We start from the raw sequence: 12,719 nt of genomic DNA, 5'->3' as shown, positions 1-12,719 counted from the left end.
AAAAGTAAGCCGGCTGAATCACAGCCGGTCTTGAACCAGGCACGGGCTTGAGCCGCCATAGCTCGAGCCCGGCGCTCATTCCTTAACCCTAGTGACCCCATGCGAGAACACCTGACGATCAGTTTGCCGGATGCGCGAACCACGTGGAGTGTCCTGCTGGCGTTGGGCATGATACTGATCAGCTTGCTGCCTGTTGAGCTAGCGCAGCTTCTGCAATTTCAAAACGAGTTGTTTGAAGAGGGCGAATACTACCGGTTACTGACCGGGCATTTTGTCCATCTCGGCTGGATGCACGCGCTTCTCAACAGCATCGGTTTGGTTATCGTTATCTGGATATTTCCCCAGCCCCTTACGCTACGAATCGGGCTCACCTCAGTTCTGTTCTGCTCGATTTTTATCTCTTTCGGCTTACTGTTACTGTCCGAAGTCGCCTGGTACCGGGGTTTCTCGGGGGTGCTTCACGGTCTGTTCGTTATTGGCGCGCTGAGTGCGGGGTCAGTCCTGCGGTGGCGTCTGCCATTGATGCTGGGCCTGGTGGCTAAGCTGGGTTATGAGCTTGGTGTCGGCCCCGATAGCGCTACGGCAGAGCTTATCGGTGGAACGGTTATAGAAGCCGCCCACTGGTTGGGCGCGGCGGCAGGATTGATAGTCGCGTCGAGTCTGTGGATAGCGAAGCTGAAGAAAACCGAAGTCTAGCGCATACGAAATTAACCAAATCCGCGGTTTAACTCCAACTGTCTTAGGCACAAACCATGTCAATTTACCTCTTGCTTGGCCGCGCCATTGGCACTGCGGCTATAGCCTGCTCGCTGTCACTCGGAGCGGCTGCTGAACAGGCGCCGGCCCAACACCAAGCAACCGTGAGGATGGGTCCAGCGAAGGGCTTCTTTTCAGAGAAATGCCTGACTTTCCCTGGCGCAACCCGGGTCGAATATCGGTTCACCGCGCCTCATCCGGTCGATTTCAACGTCCACCTTCACCGGGACGATCAGACCCTGTATCCGGTGAAACTTCAGGCGGTGAAGGCGCTAAAAGCCATGCTCGATGTCGAGCCGGTACAGGAATACTGCTTTATGTGGACCAGTAACTCAGCTGTGGCAGCGGAGTGGGAGTTGAAGTTCGGCTATACCGATCAGGGGAAGCAGTCGCCGCGGGAATAGCCTCAGGCATGAACTTGCAATACGCGAGCGCCAGGCGTCGTGCCGGCAGCTGTGCACAACACCGCTGGTGATGCCCGCCGGCGCTCACCCCAGCCTGACCTGCTTCAGATAGCCTATAATGCCGCCGCTCAGGATCAGGTCCTTGCTCTTCTGAGGCACTTTCTCGCACTGCAGGGTGTGGCCGGTTTACTCGATGGTGAGCTTTTCTGTGTGCCAGTCAAAGGTGATCGTCTGCCAGCGTGTTACCACATCGGTGATATGGGGGCACTCGATCAGCGGATAGCCGTTTGACGACTCGCCCCGGTAGAACCCCGGTGAAAACGACTCGGCTATTATGGCGGTGATCCCCAGTGCTCTTAGAGCTCGGCACGACGGGTAGTGCGGGTGCCCGTATCCGAAATTCTTTCCCCCGATGATGACATCGCCCTCGGAAACCTGACGGGGGAAGTCCGGATCGTAGTCTGTCATGCAAGCTGACTTCAGGGTCTCAATGTCCTGCGTTTTCATGTGATCGACACCAACGATCAGATCGATATCAAAATTCGGTTCCTGGAAGACCCAGGCAGCCCGGCCGCAGATTTTTGGAAGCATGACGATGGCCTCAGAACATTGTGCGTGGATCAACGATTTTCCCGTGGATGGCGGTCGCGGCGATGGTGTACGGACTGGCCGTATAGATCTCGGCACGATTGCTGCCCATTCGTCCCGGAATGTTCAGCGTCCCGGTTGAAACAGACCGCTCGCCGTCGGTGAGGGCGCCCATCTGGCCGATACAGAAATCACAGGTAGAGACATGAACCTGTGCCCCGGCCGCTATCAGCTTCGGTGTCAGTCCGAGTTCGCTCATCTGGGCCTGAATCCGTGTCGTCGTCGGAACGGCATTCAAACGGAAAAACTCAGCGACATGCCGGCCTTCAAGTATCTCAACGGCCTGCTGGAAATCCTTGATTCGGCCACTGGCGCAGGAGCCGATATAGCCCGAGTCGATGCGGGTACCTACGGCCTCGCTGATGGCGATGGTGTTAGCGGGTGAGGGCGGCGCGACCAGAATCGGCTCCACTTCGGACAGGTTGACGGTAACTTCTTTCTCGTACCGTGCCCCGGGATCAGGTGCCATAGGCGGGTGGCTTTCCCCGGTTGTCTGCTTCAGATAGGTGTCTGTCTGCTCATCCGTTTCCATGACCGCCGATACACCGCCCAGGAACATTGCCAGGTTGCACAGCGTAAAACGCTCGTCCATCTCCATGCTCTTGAGGCCTTCGCCGCCGTACTCGATCACCGCCTGGCGGCATCCGTCCGGGCCGATCTGGCGAACGATCCAGTGGAAGACATCGCGCGAAGTGACCCCGCGTTGTAGCGAGCCGGTAAAGTTGACGCGAACTGAACCGGGCACCACGAGGGCGACTTCTTCCGTGGCGAATGCTTCAATCATGCTGTTGCGGATGCCTATTCCCAAAGCGCCCAGGGCTCCGATGGTACTGATGTGGCCATCGAAATGGGTCACAAACATGCCCGGCCGGATATAGCCTTTCTCGGAAATCACCTGGTGTCCGATGCCATCCCCTTCGTGCAGCTTGAAACCGTAGCGCTTTGCAAACCTGCGGGTAATCTCGTGGACCTGCTGTGCTTTCGGTGTGCCTGCAGGGTAAAGGTGATCAATGAACAGGACGAAGCGCTCGGGATGTTTGACGCGCTCAACCCCGAGCTCAATCATCTGCTGCTCATACTTGTCGATGTAACCCGGGTAGTCGTACGCCGTGATCAGGTCCGGCGAAAAAACGGCCTCCGTGCTGGCGCTGACCTCGCGGCCTGCAACACGGGAAAAGATTTTTTCTGCGATTGTCTGTCTCATGAGCTGGCTCCAGAATCGTTTGCTCCCGGCTCAACACGCGCCGAAAGGGCCTGCGCGGAAAGCGGCTTCGCTGGATGTCACAATCCGCTCGACTGTCTCATCCATGCTGCTCGTATTGCAGAGCCCATTGCTGACCTGATCTAACCGATTCAGGTCGGTGATGGTGTAGTGCAAAGCGCCAAGGGTGAAATGCAGACGCCAGTGAATGTCGGCTTCATCGAGCTCAGGTAGTGTCCGCTTCAGGTGAGGGACAAAGCGCTGGAGATGCCGCACATCCCTATAGAAAAGTTCGTATAGCGGAGATGAAGGGTCCAGCTGGCACCGAATCATGAACTGAATGAACAGCCCCCGCTGGCCCTGGTCAAAAGACCAGCGAATGCCCGGTAGCAGAAGCGCCCGCATGATCTGTCTCAAGGGTATTGCTGAGCCATTCGACGACTGCTCTGACTTACTGAGCAAAGCGACCCGCTCCCTGTTGAGTTCGGTCGCGCGACGAAGAAAGACGGCTTTTAGCAGGTCATCCTTGCTGCCGAGGTGGTAGTTGACGGTGGCGACACCCACTGAAGCGGCCTTCGCTATCTCCCGTAACGAGACAGACGCGAAGCTTTTACTGGCAAACAACCGTTCCGATGCGTCCAGAATACGCTGCTTGGTGACCTCACTCCGCTCCTGCCGCCGAACGCTGTCGTCTTCGTCCGCAGTTCGGTGATCGGGAGCGATCAGTGGCTCTTGCATCCGCGCCTCTCCTTTGTGGGTCGCCGGAAAAATCTGTTTGGACCTGCCAGAAATACCTGCCGTAGCCCATTAGACTAATAATAGAACAAGTGTTTGTAAAATTAATATCAAAAAGATGCAAATTTGCTATCAGTAAATTAAATAAGATAGCTAAAAGCGATCAAATAGGCGTTATCCATTAAATTGAGACCAAATATCCAGTTTTAGACGGGATCATTGTTGACAGGGAGCCGCCCTATCGGCAAATATTTAGAACAAGTGTACGGGTTTTAGAGTTCAGCGAGACGTCCGGGTGCTTTCGTTTAACGAGTATCCAATTAAAACAACAAGTTGTGAGGATTAGCATATGATGTCGTTTGTTCGTCGCGTGACCATTGGTGCAGCCGTCGCCGCGTGCCTGTCCTCCGGGGCAGCTGTGGCGGAGGATACGTTTAACTTCCGTGTGACGTCCGCCTTGAGCCCCAATCACGGGCAATGGCAGGGTTTTTTCAAGCCCTGGATGGAAAAAGTGGAGGAAGAGAGCGACGGTCGTATTTCCTTTACGACCTTTGTATCGGGCGAGCTGGTCAAGGCGACCAATGAGCCAGATGCGTTAAAGCAGGGTATCGTTCAGATTGCAGCACCGCTGCTTCCAACCTACGACCCGGCGCTGTTTCCGATGTCCGAAGTGCCGATGCTGCCGCTTGCGAAGTCCAGCCCCAAAATCGGCAGCCTGGCTCTGAAGGCACTATTGGAAAGTGATGTACCGTTGAAGGACGGCAAGACCTTCTCCGAACTTGAGTATGAGGCAAACGGCCTGGTCGCGATTCCCATCACGATTTCGGAAGAATACTCCATTTCAACCACAGGCCAGCGCTTTGAAACTGTTGAGGATGTCAAGAGCGTCACGCTGCGGACGCCCTCGCGGATTCATGAGATGTATGCAGCGAATGTCGGCATCAATTCCATCACCATGCCGGCCTTCGACCTGTTCGATGCGCTCAGCCGTGGCGCGGTCGACGGCAGCTTCCTGTTCATCTCGGACTGGACGGGCTACGGGTTCGACGAGTTGTTCAAATACACCGTCACCGACGTGAACCTGGGTCACTTCGCATCCGTTATGGCGGTGACCGAAGAGCAGTGGAACAAGCTGCCTGAAGATCTTCAGAAGATCATGCTGGGCGCGGCTGATGAACAGATCACCGAAGGCGCGCAATTGTGGGTCGACCGGCGTGAGAAGATCATGAAGGAAACGAAGGCCAAAGGTGCTGAATTCGTTTCAGTTCACGACCTGCCACCGGAAGTCAGCAAGTTGCTGATGTCCGGCATGGAGCAGACCTGGTTCGACTACATCGCCAAGCTGGAGGAAAAAGGACTGCCGGGTACAGAGCTCGCCCGTCTGTGGCGCGATATCGTTATCGAGCAGGGCGGAGATGTCCCTGCCGCGATTCACGATCTCTGAAGCTAGCTAGTGTCACGTTGGCTACGCCGCAGCACGCGGCGTAGCCGCTCGAACTGACGGAGCGGTTTTCCGCATGAGTGATCCCCTATTCTTGCTCAGCATCCTGTGCGCCTTCCTGATCTTGATGGCGGCGGGCTTCCATATCCATTCCATTCTCCTTGGCATCGGGGTGATTGGCCTGGCGCTTATCCAGGACTTCAGTATTGCATCGGCTTTCCTGCGTTCGGATCCGTTCGGGCAGGTAGCCAGTTACGCGTTAACGACGATTCCGCTCTATGTAATCATGGCCCAGTTCATCCTGAAGTCCGGTGTTGTTCAGGATGCATTTATCATGGTTTACAAACTTTCAAAGGGTAAACCTACGGTACTCGGAGCGATGACCGTCGTAATCGGCGGCTTCCTTGGCGCTGTTTCGGGATCGGGGGCTGCTACCGCTGCATCGCTCGGCAGCGTTGCTGTTCCCGAACTCCGCAGTTACGGATTCCGGCGCGAACTGGCCGGGGCCATCGCCGCTGCCAGCGGCTCGCTGTCGGGTATCATCCCGCCCAGTATCATCCTGATTCTCTACGGGGTCATCACCGAAACGCCCATCAGTGACCTTTTCATGGCAGCGATTATTCCGGGCGTGCTTACCATGCTGGTGTTTGTCGGCTGCGTCATCGTGATGCACCGACGCGGCCGTGACGTCAGCCAGCCAGTGCCCGCTCCGTCTTCGGAAATCAGGATAAGCGCGCGGCGGGCCATTACGGTCGTCATGGTCGGCGTGTTCATGTTCTCGCTGATATTCGGCGGCATATACCTGGGCTTCGTTACACCGACGGAAGCCGGCGCTATCGGCGCGCTTGGCGCGTTCGTCACTGCGCTTGTGCTGGGGAAAGTGAATCGTAGTTTCATGGCCTCTTCGGTGAAAGATACCGCCACCGTGACCGGCATGATCATGCTGATCCTGATTGGTGCGGCCATTTTCGGGCGCTTCGTGTCCTTCTCGCTGCTGCCCCGCCGTATCCTGTCCATGATCGAATTCCTGATTCAGTATCCGTCGGTCGTGCTGATCATTCTGGCCGTCGTGTTCTTTATCCTCTTTATGTTTATTGAAGGAACGGCTGTGATTCTGATGGCGCTGCCGGTGGTATTGCCGGTGATCCAGAAGGCGGGAATCGACGTGCTCTGGTTCGGTGTCTTTATTTCCGTGATCTGTACGCTGGGCCTGATAACGCCACCTGTGGGGCTGAGTGTCTATTCAGCAGCGGGGACCAGCGGGGTGCCCGCGAGCAGCATCTTCGGGCCTGCGACGAAGATGGCGGTGGCTGTAGCCGTATTCGTCTGCGGATCGATGATCGTCTTCCCCGAACTTGCCACCTGGCTTCCGTCTACAGTCTCGAGGTAGGGCCTGCCCATGCATGTGTTGAATATCTGTTATCGCGCATTCGGCTTTATAAAAGGGTTCGGGCTGGTGTTGAGCGGTCTGGCGCTGGCCGGCATGATCCTGTCAATCTCTGCCGATGTTCTTTCGCGCAACCTCAGCGGGAATTCCATCCCGGGCGTTTATGAGGTTGTGATGTTCTACCTGATGCCGCTCTCAGTATTGCCCATTGTTTTCTACGCGTTTGCCCAGGGCGTTTCTCCACGCATACCCATGGTATTTGATCGCTTGCCCGCGCGGTTCCAGAAGGCGCTGTATCTGTTCGTGGTAATGGCGGAGCTCCTGCTCATGGCGATCGTCGCCTTCTACTCGTTTGAGTATGCCGTGGATGGCACCACAGCGGGCCATGCATTCCCGGCGGCGGGCGATATGTACCCGAAGTACCCCGTCTACTATCTGATTCCCATCGGCTTTGCGGGGGTGGCCGTCGAACTGGCGTTCATCGGCCTGAAAAATGTTATGCAGCCCGGTGTATGGATTACCTACACCAAGGACCAGGCAACCATTGCCGAAGAGTTCCAGGTTTGAAACTCACAGTGGGTGTTCCGCGAGGTTAAACCGCTCTGCCTTCAAGTCCCTGGCAGCCTGGCCGGGGCTCTTGCAGGGCCTCGGACACTCTGGATTTCCAAAGGAGATAGACACATGCTCAAGGCCAAGATCAATAAAGGGCTACGTCAGATGCTGGCGGAATCGAAAGCAGGACCACTTGTTTCCGTCGGGGTGGGCGACGCCATGAGCGCCCGGTTGGCGTCCGAGGCCGACGGCATCGACCTGATGCTGTCCAGCGGCTTCGCAATTTCGGCGGAGCAACTGGGTTTGCCTGACGTCGAGATGTACTCGCGTACGGAGAACGTTCTCGCAGTTGAGAAGATGTGCTACGTCGCGAGCAAGCCTCTGGTCGCGGACATGGACACAGGCTATGGCAACGCCATCAACGTCATCAAGTCGCTGCACGAGTTCGAGCGGGCAGGGGTTCAGGGCGTGGTGATTGAGGACCAGATCAGCCCCAAGCGCTGTCCGGTTTGTGTTGAGACCACGAACAGCATTATCCCGCTCAACGAAGCGGTAGGCAAAATCCGCGCCGCGGTGGAGAACCGGAGCAACCCGGAGACACTGATCATAGCCCGGACCGATGCCGTGGATTTTGACGAAGCGGTCAAACGTGCAAAAGCCTATTACGAAGCAGGCGCGGATCTGGTTCAGCCTATCTCGCGTGTCTTCTCCGACAAAGAGGGCATCAAGCGCTTCGTTGACGCGGTTGGCTGCCCGGTGTCGCTGGTTATCGTTGGTTGGCTGGAGACACTGTCGCGGGAAGACCTCATCTGGATCGGCCCGAAGGTCGTCCACTTTGCACTAATCCCCGTCACCGCCATGCACAATGCTGTCAAAAGCGTAATCACCGAACTGGGGCAGGCCGGGTCGGCGGCTGACCTGCCGACAAAGCGGTCCGCTCACGGCGATATCGTGCGGGATATGGGAATGGGGCTGATCAGCGAGTTGGAGCAGAAGTATCTGCCGCAGGAATCTGAGCTCTAGTATTCTGGCTGGCTAAACCACGCAGTCCGGATAGCGCTTGCAGTGTTATCCGGACCACCCGCTGACTACCCGCCAATCGGGGCACATGCTGGATTCCGGCTTAAACTGACTCGGCCATCTGCCGCTCTCGCAAACATCTCCCCGTTATCGCAGTGGTACCTTGCCATGGCGCTGCAGGGCGGTATCAATCGTCCTGAAAGGCTGGGCCAGTCGCACTGACACAGACTGGCATCAGCCATCTGCTGTGTCTTCGACGCTGGTGTTGATCAGGCCACCACGCGAACCGGCGCTCCACCTTGCCAGCTGCGGATATTCTCAGCTATCTGCCCGACAATGCGCTGGCGCGCCTCCAGTGCTCCCCATCCGCAGTGCGGCGTGATAATGAGGTTGGGCAATGGGCGCACGAAGAGAGGGCTCTGCGCTGCCGGAGGCTCACCATCCACGACATCAAGACCCGCCCCCGCGATGTCGCCGTGTTCCAGCGCCCCGGCCAGCGCCGTTTCATCGACCAGGCCGCCCCGCGCCGTGTTGATCAGGTAGGCAGATCGTTTCATCAGCGAGAACTCGCGTGTGCTCATGAGGTGATGAGTGGTCTCTGTCAACGGGCAGTGCAGACTGAGAAAATCCACCCGTTCCAGCAGTTCGTCGAAGTCAACACGGCCATTGCTGGCGGCAGAGCCTGGTCGCGCGGATACCAGAATGTTCATGCCGAACGCGTTACCCAACTGGGCAACGCGCTGACCCAGGGTGCCGTACCCGACTATACCCAGGGTCTTGCCGGCCATTTCATGAATCGGGTAATCCAACAGACAAAACTGGCTGCTGGTATGCCAATGACCCGCGCTGACGGCGCGGGCATAGTCAGGCATCCGGCTGGACAGGTTCAGCATTAGCGCAAGGGTGTGTTGGGCAACAGAGTCAGTACCGTAGCCCTGGCAATTGGTGACCGCGATGCCAAGCGCCCTGCAGGCCTGCAGGTCGATGTTGTTCGTTCCGGTTGCAGCAACACAGACCATCTTGATGGCGCTGTCCTGCAGGCTCTGCCGGCCCAGCGGTACTTTGTTCGTCAGCACAATGTCGTAGCCGGCCAATCGTGTGGCAACTTCTTCCGGCCGGGTTTGTGGATAAATAACCAGCGAGTCGACTTGCGCGCGAAGCGCAGAAAAATCCAGGTCGCCACGGTCGAGCGAGTAGCCATCCAGAAACACTGCTTTCATATCAGGCGTCCTTGTAATGCTATGGGCCAGGCCAACCGCCGAAGGTCGAATCAGCGGTGCAGGTTGAGAAAGTACAGGTGGGTTGCGCTGCAGGGAAAAAAGGCGGTGTAGGCACAGGGCGTCGCTACACCGCAAATCAGCTAATCATCAAAGAAAGTTACTGCGGTTTTCATAACAGCTACTGCGGTTTTCATGAGCAGGTACTACGTTGTTCATAAACAGCTACTACGGTTTTCATATACAGGTACTACGGTTTTCATAAACAGGTACTGAGGTCTCGCAACAAGCGACTGTGGTCCCCTAAAAAGCGACTGGGGCCTCATGAAAGCTGCTGCGATTCCCCAAAAAGCTACCGGTTTCAGAAGTTGTACTGTGCTGCGAACATCAGGCGGTTAGCGTTCGCGCTGTCGCCGTCGACATTCTCCCGGCGGTAGTAGCTGTACTCGACGCCCATCATCACGTCACTCAGCGGCTTCCACAGGTAGTTGAGCATTGCCTTCTGGTTGGTTTCACTTTTTCCACCGATTGCCGCTGCGCCAAGGTCGTTTTCGGCGTCATCCCAGTCCATCGTGGCGATGCCATAGGAAAGGTTGATACTGCGGCCTTCACCCACTGCCAGCGAGGCGCCGGCGGTAGCGGCATAGCCTGCGATCGTGTTCAGCCCGCTACCGTCGAGATAGGCGTCTTCCCCGCCAAAGTTCTCGCCTGAGCGATAAAGGTAGAGACTGGCGCCGTCGGTATAGTTGACTGTGCCATGGAGTGCCAGGCTGCTGGTGAGTGCGAAGTCTGCCGCCACATAAGTGGCATACCCGAATGCGGTTTCGTCAATCGTGCCATCGTCGACGGCGACCTGGTGAGCCAGACCACCCACGGAGTAGGACAATGCGCCGAGCGCTTGTTCGTAGCGGGCGGTAAATGTCGGAAGACCTTCGCGAAGGTCAGTGTTTCCGACCACGCTGGTCAATGTTTCTTCCAGGGCCACGGATAGAGGCCCCGTGGTATACCGTGCCTGCGGTGTACGGCCCTGCAGGCCCGCCATCCCGGGCACGCCGTCAAAATCGAGCCCTGGTGTGATGCCGTAGAAGCTCATGTAGTTGGACCACGTCTGGCCCAGCAGTACGCCCTCGTATTCGCCATAGGCGTGTCGCAGGCGAAGGCTGCCGCCACCTGATCCGCGAAAATCGCCTTCAACGTTGATCTTGAGTCCCGACTCGGTTTTGACCATAACCCCTAGCCGGCTTTGGAACGCATCAGCGCCAAAGTGGCCTTCGACATCCTCGTCGTCACCGCCGAGTTGCGCGAAAGAACCGGTACGCGCGGAGTTGGCGATATTTTCATTAAAGTCATACGACGCGTTGAGGCGTGCATACCCATAGAGAAGGGCGTCAACGCCGTCAGTGTTCAGGTTGAAGGCGCTGGCCTGGCCTGACGCGGCGAGAACAGCTGACGCGAGCGAGGTCCGGACAGCTAACTTGAACTTGTTGTTTTTCATTGTTACGACTCCAGGGTCATGTTTTACGTAGTAAAGAACGTTCTGTCTGCTGAGGGTCTTGTTGTTATTGGCGAGCGATAGTTCATCCTCCTCTGGTAAATAGTCTCGGCTGGGCAACTGACCAGGCCGGGGTAGTCCGAACGGATCAATTCGCAAGGGAATCGGGCCACTGATAATGGGTGTACAGATCGCGAAGACTTTTCTTGCTCACTTTGCCGGTGGCGGTGTGCGGCAGCTCATCCACGAACTCACAGGCGTTGGGGATCCACCATTTCGGCAGCTTGTCCTGGAGGAATTTCAGTATCAGGTGCGGCGACAGTTCCTGCTGCTCCTCCGGCACGATGAGGAGCAACGGACGCTCGCTCCAGTGCGGATGAGATACACCGATCACTACGGCCTCGCGCACGCCCGGGTGAGACATGACCACATTCTCGATGTCTATCGAGCTGATCCACTCGCCGCCTGACTTGATGACGTCCTTCACCCGGTCAGTGATCTGTAGGTAACCGTTCGGGTCGATGGTGGCGACGTCGCCCGTACTGAACCACGTGTGTTCCTGCCCGGCCCCGAAGTAGGCGCTACACGCCCACGGAGCCCGGACTTCAAGTACACCCGAGGCCTCGCCATCGTGGGGCAGGCTGTTGCCATCCTCATCCACTATGCGCAGCTGCATGCCGAACAGCGGTTGACCGGATTTAAGGCGCTGCGATCGCCCGGCCTCGGTGTCCGAATCCTGGTGCCGGTCGAGAATGCGGTTGTAGCTGCCCATGGGACTGAGCTCAGTCATGCCCCAGCCGTTTTCAAGCCGGACGCCATGGCGGTCCATGTCTTCATACAGGCGCATAGCCCCCGCCGCGCCGCCAATAACACCGCGCTTGAGCGTCGACACTGTCGCGCCCGACTGTTCCAGATAGTTGTTAATACCGCTCCACAATGTGGGCACCGCGAGAGAGTAGGTGACGCCTTCGCTATTGATGAGGTCTACCATGCGACTGGCGTCGGCTACGTGGGCACCGGGCAGAACCAGCTTGGCGCCGGCCATGGGTGCGGTGTAAGGCATTCCCCAGGCGTTGACGTGAAACATCGGCACCAACGGCATAACCGTATCTTCAGGAGTCAGGCCCACACAGCTGGCCATGTTCTGGGCCATACCGTGCAAAACAACACTGCGGTGGCAGCCTAATACGCCCTTGGGGTTGCCTGTCGTGCCAGAGGTATAACAAAGGCCGCTGGCGCGTTGTTCGTCGAGTGTCGGCCAGTCGAATTCTGCAGGCTGGGCTGCAAGCAGGCTCTCGTAGCTGCACAGGTCTGGCAGTGAACTGGTCGGAAGCTCGGATTGCGCGCACAGGGCGATCCAGTGGCGGACGGACGGTAGCTCCGCCTGGATCGATTCGATCAGCGGGAGGAACTGCGGGTCGATGAACAGTGCCTCATCTCCGGCGTCACGGATGATGAATCTGATCTGGTCGAGGAACAGCTTGGGATTGATGGTGTGGCAGATTCTGCCCGAGCAGGGCACGGCATAGTGCAGTTCGAAGTGGCGGTAGTCGTTCCATGCCAATGTGCCAACCCGCGCATCGGCGCTCAGCTTCAGGGCGTCCAGGGCATTGGCCAGCTGGCGGCACCGGCGAAAGGCGTCGGCATAGGTATAGCGGTGGATCGCGTCATCATTCATGGAGGACACAATCTCAGTCCCATGGGCCACCATCTCGGCGTGTCGCATGATTGTGGTGATGCTCAGTTCGGCATCCATCATTAAGCCGCGCAACGTTGGCCTCCGGATTGGGTCTGGTTGTTGTTATGCAATGCCGGCTCTGTTTAAAAGCCATTGGTGCTGCAGGAGCAAGGGCTGTGCCAGCAGGG

At 57.3% G+C, this 12,719-nt stretch carries 12 protein-coding genes; 6 read left to right on the top strand and 6 right to left on the bottom strand.

All coding sequences use genetic code 11. The annotated features are described in order from the left end of the window. Positions 1-99 precede the first annotated feature (99 nt). Both rrtA and soil367_RS16965 read left to right on the top strand, forming a co-directional pair. A complete protein-coding gene (gene rrtA, locus soil367_RS16970) occupies positions 100-696 on the top strand; it encodes a rhombosortase (RefSeq protein WP_136550215.1) in 597 nt (198 codons plus the stop codon). Positions 697-752: 56 nt separating this feature from the next. After that, positions 753-1,160, top strand: coding sequence for a hypothetical protein (locus tag soil367_RS16965; RefSeq protein WP_136550214.1), 408 nt, complete (start codon positions 753-755; stop codon positions 1,158-1,160). A gap of 186 nt (positions 1,161-1,346) precedes the next feature. Here soil367_RS16965 and soil367_RS16960 read toward each other — a convergent pair whose 3' ends face one another. The 3 genes from soil367_RS16960 to soil367_RS16950 are packed head-to-tail and all read right to left on the bottom strand — an operon-like array spanning position 1,347 to position 3,747. Next, positions 1,347-1,751, bottom strand: a complete 405-nt coding sequence (locus tag soil367_RS16960) for a 3-isopropylmalate dehydratase small subunit (protein WP_136550213.1) — start codon at positions 1,749-1,751, stop codon at positions 1,347-1,349. Positions 1,752-1,761: 10 nt separating this feature from the next. Continuing rightward, entirely contained in the window at positions 1,762-3,012 is a 1,251-nt protein-coding gene (locus tag soil367_RS16955) for a 3-isopropylmalate dehydratase large subunit (protein WP_136550212.1), read from the bottom strand. Positions 3,013-3,042: 30 nt separating this feature from the next. Next, positions 3,043-3,747 carry a TetR/AcrR family transcriptional regulator gene (locus soil367_RS16950; protein WP_136550211.1) on the bottom strand — a complete coding sequence of 235 codons (705 nt, stop codon included), beginning with the start codon at positions 3,745-3,747 and terminating at the stop codon, positions 3,043-3,045. Between the two features lie 346 nt (positions 3,748-4,093). Between soil367_RS16950 and dctP the strand changes: the two genes are divergently transcribed. From dctP to soil367_RS16930, 4 genes are all read left to right on the top strand, one after another. Next, positions 4,094-5,188: a TRAP transporter substrate-binding protein DctP gene (gene dctP, locus soil367_RS16945; protein ID WP_136550210.1), complete on the top strand. Its 1,095-nt coding sequence runs from the start codon at positions 4,094-4,096 to the stop codon at positions 5,186-5,188. A 73-nt stretch (positions 5,189-5,261) separates the two neighbouring features. Beyond that, a complete protein-coding gene (locus soil367_RS16940) occupies positions 5,262-6,575 on the top strand; it encodes a TRAP transporter large permease (RefSeq protein ID WP_136550209.1) in 1,314 nt (437 codons plus the stop codon). Between the two features lie 9 nt (positions 6,576-6,584). Next, positions 6,585-7,139 carry a TRAP transporter small permease gene (locus soil367_RS16935; RefSeq protein WP_136550208.1) on the top strand — a complete coding sequence of 185 codons (555 nt, stop codon included), beginning with the start codon at positions 6,585-6,587 and terminating at the stop codon, positions 7,137-7,139. Positions 7,140-7,253: 114 nt separating this feature from the next. Then, positions 7,254-8,147, top strand: a complete 894-nt coding sequence (locus soil367_RS16930) for an isocitrate lyase/PEP mutase family protein (protein ID WP_136550207.1) — start codon at positions 7,254-7,256, stop codon at positions 8,145-8,147. 266 nt (positions 8,148-8,413) lie between these two features. Here soil367_RS16930 and soil367_RS16925 read toward each other — a convergent pair whose 3' ends face one another. The 3 genes from soil367_RS16925 to soil367_RS16915 all read right to left on the bottom strand — a co-directional run bounded on the left by soil367_RS16925 (position 8,414) and on the right by soil367_RS16915 (position 12,624). Beyond that, positions 8,414-9,364: a 2-hydroxyacid dehydrogenase gene (locus soil367_RS16925; RefSeq protein ID WP_136550206.1), complete on the bottom strand. Its 951-nt coding sequence runs from the start codon at positions 9,362-9,364 to the stop codon at positions 8,414-8,416. 358 nt (positions 9,365-9,722) lie between these two features. Continuing rightward, positions 9,723-10,856 (bottom strand): DcaP family trimeric outer membrane transporter, encoded by a 1,134-nt coding sequence (locus tag soil367_RS16920; protein WP_136550205.1) that lies wholly within the window; start codon positions 10,854-10,856, stop codon positions 9,723-9,725. A 145-nt stretch (positions 10,857-11,001) separates the two neighbouring features. Continuing rightward, positions 11,002-12,624, bottom strand: coding sequence for a long-chain fatty acid--CoA ligase (locus soil367_RS16915; RefSeq protein ID WP_172962379.1), 1,623 nt, complete (start codon positions 12,622-12,624; stop codon positions 11,002-11,004). Positions 12,625-12,719 lie beyond the last annotated feature (95 nt).

The sequence above is a fragment of the Hydrocarboniclastica marina genome (assembly GCF_004851605.1).
In the GTDB taxonomy this organism is placed as follows: domain Bacteria; phylum Pseudomonadota; class Gammaproteobacteria; order Pseudomonadales; family Oleiphilaceae; genus Hydrocarboniclastica; species Hydrocarboniclastica marina.
This window is presented reverse-complemented; position numbering and strand designations above follow the sequence as displayed.